This is a genomic window from Arthrobacter terricola, assembly GCF_004354015.1.
Lineage (GTDB): Bacteria > Actinomycetota > Actinomycetes > Actinomycetales > Micrococcaceae > Arthrobacter > Arthrobacter terricola.
Genome location: NZ_SMRU01000002.1, coordinates 169,878 through 189,682, shown reverse-complemented (window position 1 = coordinate 189,682; position 19,805 = coordinate 169,878). Strand labels below are relative to the sequence as shown.

The window sequence follows — 19,805 nt, the reverse complement described above, 5'->3', positions numbered from 1 at the left end:
CGCACACCCATGAGCGGACACGGCGCCCCCACCATCGACTTGACCACCCTCAATCCGGAGGACACCCGAGAACTTAAGCTCGCCATCGTTGCAGCCAGCTGGCACACCCAGATCATGGACGGGCTCCTGGACGGAGCCTTGCGCGCGGCCAAGGAAGCCGGCATCGCCGAGCCGACTGTGCTGCGCGTTCCGGGCTCCTTCGAGCTTCCCGTCGCCGCCGCGCGCCTCGCCCCGCACTTTGACGCTGTGGTGGCGCTGGGCGTGGTCATCCGCGGTGGCACACCGCACTTCGACTATGTGTGTCAGGCTGCGACGTCGGGCCTCACCGACGTGAGCGTTCGCACCGGCGTGCCGGTCGGCTTCGGAGTACTGACCTGCGATACCGAACAGCAGGGCCTGGACCGTGCCGGTCTCGAAGGGTCCTCGGAAGACAAGGGCCACGAGGCCGTCACCGCGGCGCTGGCCACGGCCTTGACCCTCAAGCAATACAGCTAAGCGGTCGACGAAAGGGATGTGGCGGCCTTCGTTGGCGGCATCGCTACCACGTGCGAAGCGTCGAGCCGGGAGCATTATTGTGCGTTCGATCACATCCCTTTCGTCATTCAAAGTCCCGACAGGCGGTCAGCTGCCCGGAGCAAGTAGGCTGTAGGGCGTGAAGAATTTCGAGACGCTGTTCGCCGAACTCAGCGAAAAGGCAGCGACCCGTCCGGCAGGCTCCCGCACCGTCGCCGAATTGGACTCCGGAATCCATGGCATCGGCAAGAAGGTCGTGGAAGAAGCAGCCGAAGTCTGGATGGCGGCAGAATACGAGTCCGATGAAGCCGCAGCCGAGGAAATTTCCCAGTTGCTTTACCACCTTCAGGTCCTGATGCTCGCCAAGGGTCTGAGCCTGGAAGACGTTTACAAGCATCTTTAGCCACGTCCGCCCCGCTGCGATCCACCTCCGAAACAGGACCGTACGCAGGCTTTCAGCGTGGCCCCGAGCCCTTGATTGTTTGAAACTTCCCCTTCCATTCCCAAGAAAGTCCCCATAATGCTGCGAGTAGCCGTCCCCAACAAGGGATCCCTATCAGAAGCCGCCTCCGCAATGCTGTCCGAGGCCGGATACCGCCAACGCCGCGATTCCCGCGAGCTGGTCATGGTGGATCCGGACAACGACATTGAGTTCTTCTTCCTCCGTCCCCGCGACATCGCGGTTTACGTCGGCCAAGGAACCCTCGACGTCGGCATCACGGGCCGCGACCTCCTGCTCGACGCGCAAGTCGAAGCCGAAGAGTTGCTTCCGCTCGGTTTTGCTGCCTCGACGTTCCGCTTCGCCGGCCCGGTCGGTGACTTCAGCGGCGTCGAGCAGCTCGAGGGCAAGCGCTTGGCGACCAGCTACGACGGCCTCCTGCGGGACTACCTCGCCGAGCGCGGTGTCAAAGCCAAGGTCGTCCGGCTCGACGGCGCCGTGGAATCGTCTGTCCGGCTCGGCGTCGCAGACGCGATTGCCGACGTCGTTGAGACCGGAAACACGCTGAAGGCAGCCGGCATGGAAATCTTCGGCGAGCCGATCCTGAAGTCCGAGGCCGTCCTGATCCGCCGCACTGGCGAGGGCGGTGCCGCGAATGGCACGGCGAAGGAAATCGACGTCCTCATCCGGCGCCTGCAAGGCGTTCTTGTGGCCCGCCAGTACGTGCTGATGGACTACGACATCCGCAAGGACCTGGTCGAGGAAGCGGCATCGTTGACCCCTGGCCTCGAGTCGCCCACGGTATCGCCCCTGCGCGACTCCGACTGGGTTGCGGTGCGGTCAATGGTGCCGAAGAAGGAAACCAACCGGATCATGGACGAGCTTTATGACCTCGGCGCACGAGCCATCCTGGTCAGCAGCATCCACGCCTGCCGCATCTGACCTGCCGATTGACGGCGATAAGCCGTACGGCGAAGAACACACGAGACGAATCCAGGAGTAGCAATGGCTGTAGCAGTCCGGGTCATCCCGTGCCTTGACGTCGATGCGGGCCGTGTGGTCAAAGGCATCAATTTCGAGGGCCTCCGTGACGCCGGCGATCCCGTTGAACTGGCCCATCGCTATGACAACGCGGGTGCCGACGAACTCACGTTCCTCGACGTCACCGCATCGTCCGGCAACAGGGAAACCACTTTCGACGTCGTCCGCCGCACGGCCGAAGAGGTCTTCATTCCGCTGACGGTCGGCGGGGGAGTGCGCGGCGTTGCAGAGGTGGACAAGCTCCTTCGCTTCGGCGCGGACAAAGCCTCCATCAACACGGCGGCCGTTGCGCGTCCGGATGTCATTGACGAGATCACCAGGCACTTCGGTTCGCAGGTCCTCGTGTTGTCGGTGGATGCCAGGCGTACGCGGCCGGGCTCGGAGCCCACGGCATCAGGTTTTGAGGTGACCACCCACGGAGGCCGTCAAGGCACCGGAATCGACGCGATCGCCTGGGCCAAGGAAGCCGCTGACCGGGGAGTCGGGGAAATCCTCCTGAACTCGATTGACGCCGACGGCACGAAGGATGGTTTCGATCTCGAGCTCATCCGCCTCGTCCGGGCAGCCGTCCGGATTCCGATCATCGCCTCCGGTGGCGCGGGGGAGCCGGCGCACTTCCCGCCGGCAGTCGAAGCCGGAGCAGATGCAGTCCTGGCGGCCTCCGTGTTCCACTTCGGACCGGACGACATGATGGCCCAGGTCAAGGCCGCGATCCGCGACGCCGGTTTCCTTGTCCGTTAGTAACTGTCCGTTGGTCACTGCCACACGAAACTGACCCGGTGTCCGGAGCCCCACGGGGTTCCGGACACCGGGTCAGTTGACGTTTAAGGTCCAGCTAGGGGCCGGCTCCTGTTTTGAAGGCTGCCTAGAGTCCGACTTCGGCCGACTGGAGCAGCGCGACGGCGTCAGGCTGGCCTTCGAAGGTCACTAGGGCGTGGTGGGTGCGACCGTGGGCATGCATTAACAGCTCACCCGGTTCGCCCACAATGGCGACAGATACGGGAGCGCGTTTGGCGACGTGGCGCGGGCCGGTGGGGCGGACCAGCACGATTCCGAGGTCGACGCCGCGGTAGAGGATGGCGGCGCGCTTGATCAGTTCATCCCACAGGGCGTCGGAGTATTCTTCGTCGAGCGCGCGCGGTGCCCAACGGTCTCCTGCGCGACGGATGTCTTCCGTGTGCACGAAGTACTCGATCAGGTTGGAGGACTCGTCGAGGGCCTTGATTTTCAAGGGGGATAAAGGAGGCGGCCCGGAGCGGAAGGTGTTGACCAACTCGGCGTAGTCTTCCGCTGTCTTGAGCTTGCCCGCCAGTTTTGCCGTGGCTTTGTCTGAGGCCTTCGCGAGGCTCTTGACGAGCAGTCCGATTCCGACTGCGGCCTTGCGCTCGCGCAAGTACAGATGCGCCGCGAGATCCCGTGTGAGCCACCCTTCGCAGAGCGTGGGGGAGTCAGGTCCGGCCGCCAGGAGTGTTTCGGCCAGTACTTCGCGGGAGGGTTCGACGAAATGCATCACTTGTGAAACTAGCACGAGACGCGCTCCGTTGCGCATTGGAACCGCCGCTGAATTTCGGCTCTTGGAGAGGCACTAGACTTGATCTGATGTCTGAGCAGTCAACACCCCCAGTCGGTCACTCCGCCAGTACCCTTGCCGCGCCCGCGGCGGGGTTCGTCGTCGAATCCGGTAGTCCGCTCCCAGAGGAACTGGCCACCGCGCTGAAGCGCGACTCCGCCGGCCTCGTCGCGGCGATCATCCAGCAGTTCGACACCAACGAAGTCCTGATGCTGGGCTGGATGGACGATGAAGCCTTGCACCGGACCCTGACTACCGGGCGCGTTACCTTCTTCTCGCGCTCCCGGCAGGAGTACTGGCGCAAGGGCGATACCTCCGGGCACGTCCAGTACGTCAAGTCGGTGGCACTGGACTGCGACGGCGATGCGCTCCTGGTGCGCGTCGACCAGGTCGGAGCCGCTTGCCACACCGGTACGCGTACTTGCTTCGACGGCCGGAGCCTCGCAGCTGTAACAGGCGAGCGGGACTAGCGCCCAACACCCGAAATTCACTCAGGCAGCACACACAAGAAGAGGCGGAGAACACAAACCATGCAGGACCTTGGAATCATCACCCCGGGCCTGGAGGAGTTCCGCGAACTCGCCGCACACAACCGGGTCATTCCTGTCCGGCTCAGGGTACTGGCCGACGCCGAGACCCCCATCGGTCTTTACCGCAAGCTGGCGCAAGGCCAACCCGGAACGTTCCTCTTGGAATCGGCCGCGGTCGGTGGCGCCTGGTCGCGTTACTCGTTCATCGGAGCCCGTTCACGGGCAACCCTGACCAGCAAGGATGGCCAAGCGCACTGGATCGGTGAGCCGCCCGTCGGCGTGCCGGTGGATGGAAGCCCCGTGGATGCCGTCCGTGACACGGTCGCCGCTTTGCAGACCGACCGCTTCCCGGACCTGCCGCCCTTCACCTCGGGACTTGTCGGTTTCCTTGGGTGGGAAACGGTCCGGCACTGGGAGAAGCTGACGAGTCCGCCCGAGGACGATCTCCACTTGCCGGAGATCGCCTTGAACCTGGTCACGGACATGGCTGTCCACGACAACATGGATGGAACCGTTTTGTTGATCGCCAACGCGATCAATTTCGACAACAGCTCCGAGCGCGTGGACGAAGCCTGGCACGACGCCGTTGCCCGGGTTAAGCGGCTCCTCGACCAAGTCAGCACTCCGGTGAAGCAGCCGGTCTCAGTGCTGCAGTCCGCCGCGCTCGACTTCGCGTCGAGCGTGCAGGAACGTTGGGATGAGCAGGAGTACTTGAACGCGATCGATCGCGGCAAGGAAGCGATCGTCGACGGCGAGGTGTTCCAAGTGGTTATCTCGCGCCGCTTCGAGATGGACTGTTCGGCGGATCCGCTCGACGTTTACCGCGTGCTGCGCAACACCAACCCCAGCCCATATATGTACTTGTTCAGCCTGGAAGATGCCGACGGCCGGGAATACACGATTGTCGGTTCTTCTCCTGAAGCCTTGGTCACTGTCACCGGCAATGAGGTGATCACGCACCCGATCGCAGGATCGCGCCCGCGAGGCAAGACAGTCGAAGCCGACAAGGCTCTGGCTTCCGAGCTGCTTGCCGACCAGAAGGAGCGCGCCGAGCACTTGATGCTGGTTGACCTCTCCCGGAACGATCTGTCCAAGGTCTGCGTTGCCGGCACCGTTGACGTGACGCAATTCATGGAAGTCGAGCGGTTCAGCCACATCATGCATTTGGTGTCCACCGTGGTGGGGGAGCTTGCCCCGGACGCCAAGGCGTACGACGTCTTGAAGGCGACCTTCCCGGCGGGCACCCTTTCAGGTGCGCCGAAGCCGCGCGCATTGCGACTCCTCGACGAACTCGAGCCGCACCGCCGCGGCATCTATGGCGGCGTGGTGGGGTACCTGGACTTCGCGGGCGACATGGACATGGCAATCGCCATCCGCTCGGCGCTGCTGCGCGACGGCCGGGCGTACGTCCAGGCAGGCGGCGGAATTGTGGCTGATTCGCACAAGCCGACTGAGGCGCTGGAATCCGTCAACAAGGCTGCAGCACCCTTGCGTGCCGTACACACCGCGGGATCGCTTCACGATGTCTCACCGGAGGCAGTGTCCGCCGGTCCCGCCGACGACGGAGAACCTGCCTCGTGACTGCTGCCGGCCACCGCTCCACCGCCACCAAGCCCCCGCTGTGGGCACGCAAGGCCAACATTGTCCTGGCCCTGGCGCTTCTCGCCCTCGCGGTCGTCGGGACGACGACGCAAAGTTGGATCGACGTACGCCTCGACCCCGCAGCCGCGGCAAGCGCAGACCTCCACGTCCAAGGCAGTAAGGCAGCTACTGCCGTCACGGCCTTGGCGATCGTGGCCCTGGCCGGTGGCCTCGCATCCTCGATTGCCGGAAAGGTGTCGCGTTGGGTCATAGCCGCGATCGTCGTGCTCGCCTCGGCGGGCATCATTGTGGCCGCCGCCCTCGTGGTCGCCGGGCCCCTTGCCGCGGCCCAAGGAACGATCGCTGCAACCACCGGAATTTCAGGCGGACAGGCAGGGGCGTCTTTCACGGTCTTTCCTGTCCTGGCGCTTGTGGCCGCAGTTCTGCTGGCGTTGTTCGGGTGCCTGCTTCCTTTCGCTGGCCGCTATTGGAAGGGCCGCACCAAATACGACGTCGCGGCCCGGGCAGCCGCCGCGGGTTCCGGACCGGTCGACGAGATCGACAGTTGGGACCGCCTCTCGCGCGGAGAAGATCCTACGTAAGACTCACCCGCCCGTGACGTCGGACGATGTCCCGGGCACCGCCAATAAATGGCAGAATGTAAGCAGTATTCATCCCGAGGAGATTTTCACATGAGCAAAACCACTGTGTCCGCGAGCAATGCCCCGGCGACCGAGGCGAGCCACGGCGACGCAATCGGCCACGGCAACAGCCCGGCAGCGTGGACCTGCGTGATTGTCATGCTGGTTGGCGCACTGGTTTGCGCCATCGCCTTTGTGATTGCCAGTACCCCCATTTTCATCGGCGGAGCGGTGGTCATGGTAATCGGCCTGCTCGCGGGCTGGGCCATGCGCAAGGCCGGCTACGGCGTTGGCGGCAGCAAGCTGAAGAACGCCGGCCACTGACTGTGACTGTTCTGGATGACATCGTCGTCGGTGTCAGGGAGGACATGGAGGCACGCCGCCACCTCGTCGGACTTGACGAACTGAAAGCGCGTGCGGCTGACACCGCTCCCGCGCTGGACGCATGGGCCGCCTTGGGTGGCCCGTCGGCCAGCCGCGCCGATCTGAAGGTCATCGCAGAAATCAAGCGGCGCAGCCCGTCGAAGGGCGACCTCGCCAGCATTGCAGACCCCGCTGAACTTGCGCGGCAGTACGCCGACGGCGGTGCATCCGTGATCAGCGTCCTCACCGAAGAGCGGCGCTTCAATGGCTCCTTGGCGGACCTGGACACAGTGCGTGCCGCCGTCGGGATCCCGCTCCTGCGCAAGGACTTCACAGTCGAGGAGTACCAGATCTGGGAGGCCCGTGCCCACGGTGCCGACCTCATCCTGCTGATCGTCGCCGCGCTTTCCGACGCGCAACTGCAGGAATTCAGCGCACTGAGCCACGAGCTCGGCATGAACGTGCTGGTGGAGACGCACACGCCCGAGGAAATCGAGCGCGCGGCCGCGGCCCAGGCACGGATCATCGGCGTGAACGTCCGCAACCTCAAGACGCTCGACGTCGACCGTTCCCTTTTTGCCTCGCTCGCCGGGAGCATCCCTCCGGGAGCGGTAGTGGTGGCGGAGTCCGGCGTGCGGAACGCCGACGACGTCGCACACTACGCCAGCAACGGCGCCCACGCGATTCTGGTCGGCGAGGCGCTCGTGAGCGACGCCACTCCGCGGGAACGCATCAGCGAATTCAAGGCAGCTGGAGCCGCTGCCATGGCAGTCAGGACCTGAGACTAGCCAGATGATTGCAGCGAGGCCGGGCCGACGATCTACAATGCGGCCCGCTGCTGCCCTGCGGCTCCTGGAAAACTCAACTATCAACTGAACAGGACGGTGAAACTGATGGTGGACGCGCCAACAGCGAACTCGGAAGAGAATGCGGCCGACGCATTCCTGCACGGCGGAGGCTCGCTGCGCAACGCGACTGGGCCGTACTTCGGCTCGTACGGTGGACGCTGGATGCCCGAGTCCCTCATTGCAGCCCTCGATGAAGTGCAGGACACCTTCGAGAAGGCAAAAGCCGATCCCGAGTTCCTCGCCCAGTTGAAGGACCTCAACAAGAACTACTCCGGCCGCCCGTCGCTGCTCACGGAAGCGAAGCGCTTCTCCGAACACGCCGGCGGCGCGCGCATCTTCCTCAAGCGGGAGGACCTGAACCACACGGGATCCCACAAGATCAACAACGTGCTCGGCCAGGCGCTCCTCGCTAAAAGGATGGGCAAGACCCGAGTCATCGCGGAAACCGGCGCCGGACAACATGGCGTGGCCAGCGCAACCGCGGCAGCTTTGCTGGGGCTGGAATGTGTTGTCTACATGGGTGCTGAGGACTGCCGTCGCCAGGCCCTCAACGTAGCCCGGATGCAGCTCCTCGGCGCCACTGTCGTTCCCGTCACCAACGGTTCGCAGACTCTGAAGGACGCCATCAATGACGCCCTTCGGGACTGGGTTTCCAACGTGGACACCACCCACTACCTTCTTGGCACGGCCGCCGGGGCACATCCGTTCCCGGCCATGGTCCGCTTCTTCCACGAGGTCATCGGCGATGAAGCGCGCGTCCAGATCCTTGAGCAGACCGGAAAGCTCCCCGACGCCGTGTGCGCCTGCATCGGCGGTGGTTCCAACGCAATCGGGCTCTTCCACAGCTTCCTGGACGACGCCTCGGTGAAGATCTACGGCTTCGAAGCCGGCGGTGAAGGCGTCGAAACCGGTCGCCACGCCGCAGCCATTACGCTCGGTCGCCCCGGCGTCCTCCATGGTGCCCGCTCGTACCTCATGCAGGACGAAGACGGCCAAACCATTGAATCGCATTCGATTTCCGCGGGTCTCGACTACCCGAGCGTCGGTCCGGAGCACTCGTACCTGGCGGACATAGGTCGAGTCACCTATGAGCCCATCACGGATACCGAGGCCATGGACGCCTTCCGCCTGCTTTGCCGGACGGAAGGCATCATTCCGGCCATCGAGTCCTCGCACGCACTCGCCGGAGCCATCAAGGTGGGCCACCGCCTCACCGAGGGCAAGGAGAACCCGGGTGACACGACCATCATCGTCAACCTCTCCGGTCGCGGCGACAAGGACGTGGAGACAGCGGCGGCCTGGTTCGACATGCTCGACGAGGACGGAAACGTCAAGGGGACTACCCTTTCCACCCGCAAACCCAAGGGGCCGACAGAGCGCGCAACGGGTGAGGCAAGCGCCACCAGCGACGAAGCAATCCCGGCGGAAGCCGAAGCGGCAGGCAAGGACCAGAACTGATGACTGAGCAGATCACAAGCAAGTCCGCGGCCGCCATCGACCGTGCCAAAGCGGAGGGTCGCGCTGCCCTGATCGGCTACTTGCCGGCCGGATACCCCGATGTCCAGTCCAGCATTGACGCTGGCATCGCGATGGCCCGGAACGGTGCGGACCTCATTGAAATCGGCATCCCGTATTCGGATCCGGTCATGGATGGTTCAGTCATCCAGGCCGCGACCACCGAGGCCATCGCCAACGGTTTCCGCGTGGCGAGCGTCTTCGATGTCGTGGCAGGCATCACCGCCGCCACCGACGCCGCCGTGCTTGTCATGACTTACTGGAACCCGGTGATGCGCATGGGTGTCGACGAGTTTTCCCGGAGGCTGGCCGAAGCCGGGGGAGCCGGACTTATCACCCCCGACCTCATCCCGGATGAAGCCGCCGAGTGGTTTGCGGCTTCGGACAAATACGGATTGGACCGCGTCTTCCTCGTTGCCCCGTCGTCCACTCCGGAACGCCTTGCCATGACGGTGAAGGCGAGCCGCGGATTCGTTTATGCCGTTTCCATCATGGGCGTCACCGGTACCCGGGCATCCGTCAGCAGCAGCGCCGAGAAGGTCGTGGCAGACACTCATGCGGCAGGCGCCGAGCGGGTTTGCGTCGGACTTGGGGTGTCCAACGCGAACCATGTCCGTGAGATTGCCGCCTATGCGGATGGCGTGATCGTGGGGACCGCGTTGGTGGCGGCGATCCGCGATGGCGGGGTTGGCGCCGTCGCGCAACTCACCAAGAACCTCAGCGCCGGCCTCGGCCGGGCGGCAGCTCAGAACACGACGCAAGCCTAGAAAAGGAAAAGCGTAGACCATGCAGAGCCTCCTCCACGCCGCGGCACTTGCTCCCATGAGCATTCCGAGCCCCTCATGGTCGGGATTCGATATTCCGCTGCCGTGGGGGAGCCTGCGCATCCACGCCTATGCGTTGTGCATCCTGCTCGGGATTGTTTTGGGGCTCTGGTTGACCGCCGTGCGCTGGAAGCGCCGGGGCACTCCTGAGGGAAGCTTGTGGGACATTGCCATCTGGGCGATTCCTTTCGGCATTGTGGGCGGCCGCCTCTACCACGTGTTTTCGTCTCCGGACGCCTACTTCGGTCCGGGCTTCAACGGCACCGGTGACCTCTCCCTGATTCCGCAGATCTGGCGTGGCGGCCTCGGTATTTGGGGCGCCGTGGTCCTGGGCGTCGTGGGTGCCTGGTTCGGCTGCCGCCGCTCGGGCGTGAAGCTCACTGCATTCCTGGACGCCGCTGCGCCGGGATTGCTGCTTGCCCAAGCGATCGGACGCTGGGGCAACTGGTTCAACCAGGAACTCTTCGGTGGACCTACCACACTGCCTTGGGGCCTCAAGATCGACCCTTCAAGCCCTAATTTTCCGGCCGGCATGCCGAGCGACACCTTGTTCCACCCGACCTTCTTGTATGAATCGCTGTGGGACATCATCGGCGTCGTTATCCTCCTGGTTCTCGACCGCCGTTTCCACTTCCGTCGGAGCCGGCTCTTCTGGCTCTACGCGATCTACTACACGCTTGGACGTGTCTGGATTGAAGCACTCCGTATCGACGACGCTGAACAGATCACCTTTTTCGGCGTCACGGCGCGCCTCAACGTGTGGACGAGCATCATCGTCTTCGTCGGCGCGCTCATCATTTTCATCGCCCTGACCCTGCGGGGCCGGCCGCTACCGGATTCGGCCTACCTGCCGGGTCGGGAACCAGCGGACGCCGCGATCGAAGCGGCACCCTCGAGCCAGGAAGACGATGAGAGAAACAGCACAATTGTGACCGACGAAACAGGCCATGATACGGACCTGCCTGTCTCGAGTAGTGGTGCACATGGTAATCTCCCCAATAACCAAAGCGATCTGGGCCATTCTGCTGAAAGGACCGAAAAGACTGAGGAGTCAGATTCCGGCGATACGTCGGGCACCGACCCCCAATCTGCCGGCACCACCGCAGGCAGTGCCCCCGGATCCGGGCCGGAAGCTGGTACCACCAAGTAGCCAGCGCTACGGCACAGGGGCACCGGGTTACCGCCCAGGGCCCCCGGCCACAGCGTCGTGGCATCCTTGGCAGTTCCCCGGCAGCACACAGAGGCTCCGTGGTCAAGCCTGGGCCAAAGGCATACGTAACTGTTCGTTGGGTCTTGCCTGCTGGCCTACAATTTCAAGTAATTAGCGCTTTGTTGTGCCCGTCACACGGCACGCAAGGTGGGGCCAGCGTTGTCCCTTCCATTCGCACTATCTCGAGGAAGGACGTCTTCAATGACCCGTCTTCATAGCCCAAGTTGGTCCGCCACAGACGAACCGCAGGGCGTTATCTCCCCATTCAAGCGCTTCGCCGCGCTCCCGGAAGGCCAGGGCCTCTACAACCCTGAGCAGGAAAAGGACGCATGCGGACTCGCGATCATTGCCACGCTGCGTGGCGAGCCGGGCTACGACATCGTGGAAGCGGCGCTGATCGCGCTGCGCAACCTTGAACACCGTGGAGCCGTGGGTGCTGACGAAGGCACCGGCGACGGTGCAGGCCTCCTCATGCAGGTTCCGGACGAGTTTTTCCGGGCTGTCACCGAGTTTGAGCTGCCTGCCCCCGGACAGTACGCCGTGGGTACGGCGTTCCTGCCTGCCGAGACCCGCGAAGCAGAAACTGCCAAGGCCGGTATTGAAGCCCTTGCCGCTGACGAGGGCCTGACCGTCCTCGGCTGGCGCGAGGTTCCCGTGGTTGCCGACCTCGTCGGTGCCATGGCGCGCGCCTGCATGCCGTACTTCGCCCAGCCCTTCTTTGCTTCCTCTACTGGTGAAACGCTCGAGCGCAACGAGTTGGATTCCCGCGCTTGGCGCATCCGCAAGCGTGCCCAGAACAAGTTCGGTGTCTACTTCCCGTCACTGTCGTCACGCACGATCGTATACAAGGGCATGCTGACAACCGCGCAGCTGGAGCCGTTCTACCCGGATCTTTCGGACAAGCGCTTCAAGACCAAGCTGGCCATCGTCCACTCGCGCTTCTCTACGAATACCTTCCCTTCGTGGCCGCTCGCCCAGCCTTTCCGCACCATCGCCCACAACGGTGAAATCAACACCGTCAAGGGCAACCGCAACTGGATGCGCGCCCGCCAGTCCCAGCTCGCGAGCCCCCTGCTGGGTGACTCGCCGGAAGAGCTGTACCCGATTTGTACCCCGGGAGCCTCCGACTCTGCGTCCTTCGATGAAGTCGCCGAGTTGCTCTGGCTTTCCGGCCGTCCCATCACCCACTCGATCATGATGATGATCCCCGAGGCCTGGGAAAACCACGCCACGATGGATCCGGCGCGCCGTGCCTTCTACGAGTACCACTCGCTGCTTATGGAACCGTGGGACGGCCCTGCCGCTGTGTCCTTCACCGACGGCAGCCTGGTCGGCGCGACTCTAGACCGCAATGGCCTGCGCCCTGGCCGATACTGGATCACCGAGGACGGCCTGATCGTCTTCGCTTCCGAGGTGGGCGTGATCGACGTCGAACCCGCCAAGGTGGTCAAGAAGGGCCGCGTCTCTCCCGGCAAGATGTTCCTCGTGGACACCGAAGCCGGCCGCATCATTGACGACGCGGAGGTCAAGGCCGAAGTTGCCGCAGCCAACCCTTGGGCCGAGTGGCTCAAGGACAACCTGATTGACCTCAAGGATCTCCCGGAGCGCGAGCACGTGCTCCACACTGCGGCGTCCGTCAACATCCGCCAGCGGACTTTCGGCTACACCACGGAAGAGCTCAAGATCCTCCTCGGCCCGATGGCCCGGACCGGTGCAGAACCGCTTGGCGCCATGGGTTCCGACACCCCGGTGGCGGTGCTGTCCAAGCGTCCGCGCTTGCTGTTCGATTACTTCGTCCAGTCGTTCGCGCAAGTTACCAACCCGCCTCTGGACGCTATCCGGGAAGAGCTCGTGACGTCGCTGACGTGCGCGATCGGGCCGAACGGCAACCTGCTCGACGTCGGACGAGTCCGCCAGCCGCAGGTTTCGCTGCCGTTCCCCGTGATCAACAACGATCAGCTCGCGAAGATCGCAAACATCGAGAACGCCGACGGCGACAAGGTGGCCATGAAGGTCCGTGGCCTGTACCGCCCCGAAGGCGGCGAGTCGGCCCTCCGCAGCCGGCTCACGGAAATCTGCGAGCAGGTTTCGGGTGCAATCAACCGTGGCGTCCAGTACATTGTGCTGTCCGACCGCGACTCCAACGCACAGTGGGCACCCATCCCGTCGCTCCTGCTGGTGAGCGCCGTACACCACCATTTGCTGCGCAGCGCCAACCGCACCAAGACCGCACTCGTGGTCGAGGCCGGCGACGTGCGCGAAACGCACCACGTGGCAGTGTTGATCGGGTTCGGCGCCGCCGCCGTGAACCCGTACCTGGCCATGGAGTCGGTCGAGCAGTTGATCAGCACCGGCGAAGTTGTCGGAGTGACTCCGGAAGACGGCGTCTATAACCTGATCAAGGGCCTCGGCAAGGGCGTCCTGAAGATTATGTCCAAGATGGGCATCTCCACTGTGGCTTCCTACACGGGCGCCCAGACGTTCGAAGCACTCGGCCTGTCCCAGGAATTGGTGGACGAATTCTTCTCCGGCACCCATTCCCAGCTGGGCGGCGTCGGCCTCGATGTCATCGCGGCCGAAGTTTCGGCGCGTCACCAGATGGCCTACCCGGACGGCGGCATCGAGCAGCCGCACCGTCCGTTGCTCGGCGGCGGTGAATACCAGTGGCGCCGCGACGGCGAGCCGCACCTGTTCAACCCGGAGACGGTCTTCCGCCTGCAGCATGCCACGCGGGAACGCCGTTACGACATCTTCAAGTCCTACACCAAGGGCATCGACGACCAGTCCGAGAACCTGATGACCCTTCGCGGCCTCCTCAAGTTCAAGGGCGGCATTCGCCCGGCCGTGCCGCTTGAAGAAGTCGAACCGGTTTCGAGCATCGTCAAGCGCTTCTCCACCGGCGCAATGAGCTACGGCTCCATCTCCAAGGAAGCCCACGAGACCCTCGCCATCGCCATGAACCGACTGGGCGCAAAGTCCAACACCGGTGAAGGCGGCGAGGACGTTGACCGCTTGCTGGACCCTGAGCGCCGCTCCGCCATCAAGCAGATCGCTTCCGGTCGTTTCGGCGTGACCAGCTTGTACCTGACCAACGCCGAGGACATCCAGATCAAGATGGCCCAGGGCGCCAAGCCCGGCGAAGGCGGCCAGCTCATGGCACAGAAGGTCTACCCCTGGGTAGCCCGGACCCGCCACTCCACCCCGGGCGTCGGGCTGATTTCGCCGCCCCCGCACCACGACATCTACTCGATCGAGGACCTCGCCCAGCTCATCTACGATGCCAAGCGGGCCAACCCCTCTGCACGGGTTCACGTCAAGCTCGTATCGGAAGTCGGGATCGGCACGGTGGCGTCCGGCGTCACGAAGGCGAAGGCCGACGTCGTACTCGTTTCGGGTCACGACGGCGGAACCGGCGCCTCGCCGCTGAACTCGCTCAAGCACGCTGGTGTCCCGTGGGAGCTCGGCCTCGCCGAGACCCAGCAGACCCTCATGCTGAACGGGCTCCGCGACCGCGTCGTGGTCCAGGTTGACGGCCAGCTCAAGACCGGCCGCGACGTCGTTATCGCCGCGCTGCTGGGCGCCGAGGAGTACGGTTTCGCGACCGCGCCCCTCGTTGTTTCCGGCTGCATCATGATGCGCGTCTGCCACCTCGACACCTGCCCTGTCGGCGTCGCCACCCAGAACCCCGAACTGCGTGCGCGCTTCAACGGCAAGCCTGAGTTCGTGGTCAACTTCTTCGAGTTCCTCGCGGAGGAAGTACGCGAACTCCTTGCCGAGCTCGGTTTCCGCAGCCTCGAAGAGGCGATCGGCCACGCCGAAGCGCTGGATACCCGCGGTGCGATCGACCACTGGAAGGCCGAAGGACTGGACCTCGATCCGATCCTGCACGGCCTCGAGTTCGACGACGACGTTCCGCTGCGCAACCTCACTGGCCAGAACCACGAGCTCGACAAGCACTTCGACCAGCGCCTCATCGGCATGGCCGCCGAGGCACTGAGCGACCGCACGCCGGTTAAGATCTCCGTTGACGTCATCAACACGGACCGTTCCGTGGGAACAATGCTCGGACACGTCGTCACCAAGACGTTCGGTGTGGATGTGCTCGCGACGGACACGATCGACATCACGCTGAAGGGAACCGCAGGGCAGTCGCTCGGTGCATTCCTTCCGGCCGGCATCACGCTGCGCATGTTCGGCGACTCCAACGACTATGTCGGCAAGGGCCTTTCCGGCGGACGGATCATCGTGCGTCCGGACCGCAGCAATGTTTTCCAGGCGGAGCGCAATGTCATCGCCGGCAACGTGATCGGATACGGCGCGACGAGCGGCGAGATGTTCCTGCGCGGCCAGGTCGGCGAACGATTCCTGGTACGTAACTCAGGTGCGACGGCCGTCGTCGAAGGCATTGGTGACCACGGTTGCGAGTACATGACCGGTGGCCAGACGCTGATCATCGGCCGTACCGGCCGTAACTTCGGCGCCGGAATGTCCGGTGGTACAGCGTACGTGCTGGACCTCCAGCCCGCCCGGGTCAACAAGGAGGCACTGGATTCCGGTGACCTGCAGTTGCTGGAGCTCGACGCCGAAGACCGCGACATCGTCCACGGCCTGCTCGTCAAGCACGTCGAAGAAACCGAATCGGTCCTCGCGGGCCGCTTGCTGGAGAACTTCGATGACACGGCTGCCCGCATCACCAAAGTCCTGCCGCGCGATTACGCCGCAGTCCTGCAAACCCGTCTCGACGCCATCGAAGAGGGCCTTGACCCCGACGGCGAAGAAGTATGGTCTCGAATCCTGGAGGTAACCGGTGGCTGATCCACGCGGATTTCTGAAAGTCCGGCAGCGCGAGACGCAGCCACGCCGTCCCGTTCCCGTCCGCATCATGGACTGGAAGGAAGTCTACGAAGCGCAGGACAAGGGCGTGCTCAAGAGCCAGGCCGGGCGCTGCATGGACTGCGGCGTCCCGTTCTGCCACCAAGGCTGCCCGTTGGGTAACCTCATTCCTGAGTGGAACGACCTCATGTGGCGCGGCAAGGGCGAAGAAGCGATTGAACGCCTTCATGCCACGAACAACTTCCCGGAGTTCACGGGGCGCCTTTGCCCGGCACCCTGTGAAGCGTCCTGCGTCCTTGGCATCAACCAGCCTGCCGTGACCATCAAGCAGGTTGAGGTTTCGATCATTGACGACGCTTTCGAGAACGGCTGGGTCCAGCCGCTTCCGCCGACGCGCCTGTCAGGCAAGACGGTCGCCGTCGTCGGCTCGGGCCCCGCGGGGCTGGCAGCTGCCCAGCAGCTGACGCGCGTCGGCCACACGGTTGCCGTGTACGAGCGCGACGACAAGATCGGTGGATTGCTGCGCTACGGCATCCCCGACTTCAAGATGGAGAAGGAACAGGTCGACCGCCGCGTCGATCAGATGAAGGCCGAGGGCACCAGGTTCCGTACGGGTGTCGCCGTCGGAACCGATGTCACCTGGGAACAGCTGCGCCGCCGCTACGATTCCGTGGTGATCGCCACCGGCGCAACCGTGCCGCGCGACCTCCCCATTCCTGGCCGTGACCTCGACGGCATCCACTTCGCGATGGACTATCTGGTGCCGGCCAACCGCGTGGTTGCGGGCGAAACGGTGGAGGGCCAGATCGACGCGAGGGGCAAGCACGTTGTGATCCTCGGCGGTGGCGACACCGGAGCCGACTGCCTGGGAACCGCCCACCGCCACGGCGCGGCATCGGTGACCACCCTCGCGATCGGCAAGCAGCCGCCGCTTGAGCGTGCCTCCCACCAGCCTTGGCCCACGTTCCCGACGCTGTTCGAAGTGGCCAGCGCCCACGAAGAAGGCGGCGAACGGACCTACCTTGCTTCGACCGTGGAGTTCGTCGGCGAAGACGGCAAATTGACCGGCGTCAAGGTTGCCGAGACGGAGTTCGTGGACGGCAAGCGACTGCCGAAGGCCGGCACGGAGCGCATCATCGCGGCCGACCTCGTGTTCCTGTCACTCGGGTTTACCGGTGCGGAGCCTTCGGGCATAACCGAGCAGGTCAATGCCGAATTCGATGGCCGTGGCAACGTGGCCCGCGACGGCTACTACATGACCAACACCGAGGGTGTGTTCGTGGCCGGCGATGCCGGACGTGGCCAGTCCCTGATTGTGTGGGCGATTGCCGAAGGCCGCGCATGTGCCGCGGCCGTCGATAAGTACCTCATGGGCAGCACCATCCTGCCCGCGCCGGTGGCTCCCACCGACCGGGCAATCGCGGTCCTCTAAGGACCGGCGCACTACGCTTTCCCCACTCCAACAGCAGCACACTACTAGGGTAGGTATATGAGACGCGCAAAAATCGTGGCAACGTTCGGACCGGCTATCTCCAGTTTTGACAACACCCTCGCGGTGCTGGAAGCCGGCGTCGACGTCGCCCGCATGAACATGAGCCACGGCGACTACTCGGTCCACGACAACACGTACGAGAACGTCCGTAAGGCTTCCGCCCAGCTTCACAAGCCCGTTGCCATCATGGCCGACCTCCAGGGCCCCAAGATCCGCTTGGGCCGCTTCGTGGATGGTCCGCACGAGCTGTCCGTCGGCGATACCTTCACGATCACCACCGAGGACGTTCCGGGCACGAAGGACATCTGCTCCACCACACTCAAGAGCTTGACGGAAGACGTCAACATCGGCGACAGCCTGCTGATCGACGACGGCAAGGTCGCCCTGCGCGCCATCGAGGTGGACGACGTCAAGGTGGTCGCCACCGTGACGGTGGGCGGTTTCGTCTCGAACAACAAGGGCATCAACCTGCCCGGCGTCGCAGTCAACGTTCCCGCATTGAGCGAAAAGGACGAGGACGACCTCCGCTGGGCCCTCAAGCGCGGGGTGGACCTGGTTGCGCTGTCCTTCGTCCGTGACGCTGCGGATATCACGCGTGTGCACGAGATCATGGACGAGGAAGGTCGCCGCGTCCCGGTCATCGCTAAGATCGAAAAGCCGCAGGCCGTGGACCAGCTCCACGAAATCATCGATGCCTTCGACGCCATCATGGTTGCCCGTGGCGACCTTGGCGTGGAACTTCCGCTCGAAGAGGTTCCGATCGTCCAGAAGCGCGCCATCGAACTGGCCCGCCGCTGGGCCAAGCCGGTCATCGTTGCCACCCAGGTCCTCGAGTCCATGATCGACAACCCGCGCCCGACCCGTGCAGAGGCATCCGACTGCGCCAACGCCGTGCTCGACGGCGCCGACGCAGTGATGCTGTCCGGCGAGACCAGTGTTGGAAAGTTCCCGATCGAGACGGTCAAGACCATGGCCCGGATCATCGAATCCACGGAAGAGCACGGCCTTGAGCGCGTCCCTCCGCTGGGGACCAAGCCCCGGACCCGCGGTGGCGCGATCACGCGTGCCGCCGTCGAAATCGCGGACCAGCTGGACGCGAAGTACATCTGTACCTTCACCCAGTCCGGTGACTCGGCCCGTCGCTTGTCGCGCCTGCGTCCCGTCAAGCCGGTGTTCGCTTTCACGCCACTTGAGCACGTGTGGAACCAGCTTGCCCTCACTTGGGGCATCCAGCCCGTCCTCGTCCCGATGGTCGGCCACACCGACGCCATGACGGCCCAGGTTGACCGCAGCCTCCTCGAAATGAAGATCGTGGACAACGGCGACCTCGTGGTCATCGCGGCCGGTTCCCCTCCCGGACAGGCCGGCTCCACCAACTCCCTCAAGGTGCACAGGGTTGGCGACCTCGCGGATACCTCCCGCGTGGAAGAAACCGCATCCCGCAGGGAAAAGCTTGGCCCGTGGCCGGAAAAGAAGAAGAAGATCAAGGTCAAGTCCTGATCTCTTTCCTGAGACCATGCATGGAAGGCTCCGCCGTTTTGGCGGGGCCTTCTTTGTTGTTTTGCTTTGTAGACGGCTGGCCGCAGGTCGTGGCCGTAGGCCCAGGTCATGGCCGTAGGCAGCAAGAAGGCGCCCGCTTCCCGTGGAAGCGGACGCCTTTGGCGCAGCGGGTGCTAGTTGACCTGGTTGATGATGGTCTCCGCAACCTCGCGCATGCTGAGTCGACGGTCCATGGAGGTCTTCTGGATCCAGCGGAACGCTTCCGGCTCCGTAAGGCCCATCTTGGTGGTCAGGAGGCTCTTGGCGCGCTCCACAAGCTTGCGGGTGGCAAACTGCTCCTGGAGGTCCGAAACCTCGTTTTCAAGGGCTTTGATTTCCTCGTGGCGGGACAGCGCGATCTCGATGGCCGGGATGAGGTCGGCCGGCGTGAACGGCTTGACGACGTAAGCCATGGCGCCAGCGTCGCGTGCACGTTCCACGAGTTCCTTCTGGCTGAAGGCCGTCAGCAGGACAACCGGAGCAATCCGGGCCTTGACGATCTTCTCCGCTGCAGTGATGCCATCCATAACAGGCATCTTCACATCCATGAGGAGCAGGTCCGGCTTCAGTTCCTCTGCAAGCTGGACTGCCTTCTCTCCATTGTCGGCTTCTCCGACGACGTCAAAACCTTCGCCCTTCAAGATCTCGATGATGTCCAGGCGGATGAGCGTCTCATCCTCTGCGACAACTACGCGGCGGGCCGGCTGGGCTGCTGGCTTGGACTCCGTCTGTTCTGACACGGGATCTCCTTCAAGACGTACGGCGGGTTCAAAACCATCTTAGTTGTACCCGAACGTTGCATATGATTTGTTGCCCCGCCGGGCCGTTTCTGAAATTAGTCGAACTCCATGTAGAGTAGTCTCGCG

The 19,805-nt window shown here is 63.9% G+C and carries 17 protein-coding genes; 15 read left to right on the top strand and 2 right to left on the bottom strand.

Going from position 1 to position 19,805, the window contains the following annotated elements; genetic code table 11:
• Window positions 1-9 precede the first annotated feature (9 nt).
• The 4 genes from ribH (at window position 10) to hisF (ending at window position 2,734) form a co-directional block, all read left to right on the top strand.
• Window positions 10-495, top strand: coding sequence for a 6,7-dimethyl-8-ribityllumazine synthase (ribH, locus tag E1809_RS02565; RefSeq protein ID WP_133202655.1), 486 nt, complete (start codon window positions 10-12; stop codon window positions 493-495).
• Window positions 496-652: 157 nt separating this feature from the next.
• A complete protein-coding gene (locus E1809_RS02560) occupies window positions 653-916 on the top strand; it encodes a phosphoribosyl-ATP diphosphatase (protein WP_018778638.1) in 264 nt (87 codons plus the stop codon).
• 117 nt (window positions 917-1,033) lie between these two features.
• Entirely contained in the window at window positions 1,034-1,894 is an 861-nt protein-coding gene (gene hisG / locus E1809_RS02555) for an ATP phosphoribosyltransferase (RefSeq protein ID WP_133202654.1), read from the top strand.
• A gap of 63 nt (window positions 1,895-1,957) precedes the next feature.
• Entirely contained in the window at window positions 1,958-2,734 is a 777-nt protein-coding gene (hisF, locus tag E1809_RS02550) for an imidazole glycerol phosphate synthase subunit HisF (RefSeq protein WP_133202653.1), read from the top strand.
• A gap of 124 nt (window positions 2,735-2,858) precedes the next feature.
• Here hisF and E1809_RS02545 read toward each other — a convergent pair whose 3' ends face one another.
• The gene (locus E1809_RS02545; protein ID WP_133202743.1) at window positions 2,859-3,503 is read right to left on the bottom strand and encodes a TIGR03085 family metal-binding protein; all 645 of its coding nucleotides are present in this window, start codon (window positions 3,501-3,503) and stop codon (window positions 2,859-2,861) included.
• Window positions 3,504-3,592: 89 nt separating this feature from the next.
• Between E1809_RS02545 and hisI the strand changes: the two genes are divergently transcribed.
• The 11 genes from hisI to pyk all read left to right on the top strand — a co-directional run bounded on the left by hisI (window position 3,593) and on the right by pyk (window position 18,900).
• Window positions 3,593-4,033, top strand: a complete 441-nt coding sequence (gene hisI / locus E1809_RS02540; RefSeq protein WP_235835400.1) for a phosphoribosyl-AMP cyclohydrolase — start codon at window positions 3,593-3,595, stop codon at window positions 4,031-4,033.
• Window positions 4,034-4,093: 60 nt separating this feature from the next.
• Entirely contained in the window at window positions 4,094-5,674 is a 1,581-nt protein-coding gene (locus tag E1809_RS02535; RefSeq protein WP_133202652.1) for an anthranilate synthase component I, read from the top strand.
• Window positions 5,671-6,276, top strand: coding sequence for a Trp biosynthesis-associated membrane protein (locus E1809_RS02530; protein ID WP_133202651.1), 606 nt, complete (start codon window positions 5,671-5,673; stop codon window positions 6,274-6,276). The genes E1809_RS02535 and E1809_RS02530 overlap by 4 nt, the downstream gene beginning before the upstream one ends.
• Before the next feature lie 90 nt (window positions 6,277-6,366).
• A complete protein-coding gene (locus E1809_RS02525; protein ID WP_133202650.1) occupies window positions 6,367-6,639 on the top strand; it encodes an HGxxPAAW family protein in 273 nt (90 codons plus the stop codon).
• A 2-nt stretch (window positions 6,640-6,641) separates the two neighbouring features.
• Complete coding sequence (gene trpC, locus E1809_RS02520; protein ID WP_133202649.1) at window positions 6,642-7,460, top strand: indole-3-glycerol phosphate synthase TrpC; 819 nt, start codon at window positions 6,642-6,644, stop codon at window positions 7,458-7,460.
• Window positions 7,461-7,571: 111 nt separating this feature from the next.
• A complete protein-coding gene (gene trpB, locus E1809_RS02515) occupies window positions 7,572-8,984 on the top strand; it encodes a tryptophan synthase subunit beta (protein ID WP_133202648.1) in 1,413 nt (470 codons plus the stop codon).
• Window positions 8,984-9,808 (top strand): tryptophan synthase subunit alpha, encoded by an 825-nt coding sequence (gene trpA / locus E1809_RS02510; protein WP_133202647.1) that lies wholly within the window; start codon window positions 8,984-8,986, stop codon window positions 9,806-9,808. Before trpB ends, trpA begins: the two co-directional genes overlap by 1 nt.
• Before the next feature lie 19 nt (window positions 9,809-9,827).
• The gene (lgt, locus tag E1809_RS02505; protein ID WP_133202646.1) at window positions 9,828-11,015 is read left to right on the top strand and encodes a prolipoprotein diacylglyceryl transferase; all 1,188 of its coding nucleotides are present in this window, start codon (window positions 9,828-9,830) and stop codon (window positions 11,013-11,015) included.
• Between the two features lie 261 nt (window positions 11,016-11,276).
• On the top strand, window positions 11,277-15,890 hold the full coding sequence (gene gltB / locus E1809_RS02500; protein ID WP_133202645.1) for a glutamate synthase large subunit: 4,614 nt from the start codon (window positions 11,277-11,279) through the stop codon (window positions 15,888-15,890).
• Window positions 15,883-17,340 (top strand): glutamate synthase subunit beta, encoded by a 1,458-nt coding sequence (locus tag E1809_RS02495; RefSeq protein ID WP_133202644.1) that lies wholly within the window; start codon window positions 15,883-15,885, stop codon window positions 17,338-17,340. Before gltB ends, E1809_RS02495 begins: the two co-directional genes overlap by 8 nt.
• A gap of 57 nt (window positions 17,341-17,397) precedes the next feature.
• Window positions 17,398-18,900, top strand: coding sequence for a pyruvate kinase (gene pyk, locus E1809_RS02490; protein WP_133202643.1), 1,503 nt, complete (start codon window positions 17,398-17,400; stop codon window positions 18,898-18,900).
• Between the two features lie 173 nt (window positions 18,901-19,073).
• Here the strand turns inward: pyk and E1809_RS02485 are convergent, their stop codons facing one another.
• Complete coding sequence (locus E1809_RS02485; RefSeq protein ID WP_133202642.1) at window positions 19,074-19,679, bottom strand: ANTAR domain-containing response regulator; 606 nt, start codon at window positions 19,677-19,679, stop codon at window positions 19,074-19,076.
• Window positions 19,680-19,805: the final 126 nt, after the last annotated feature.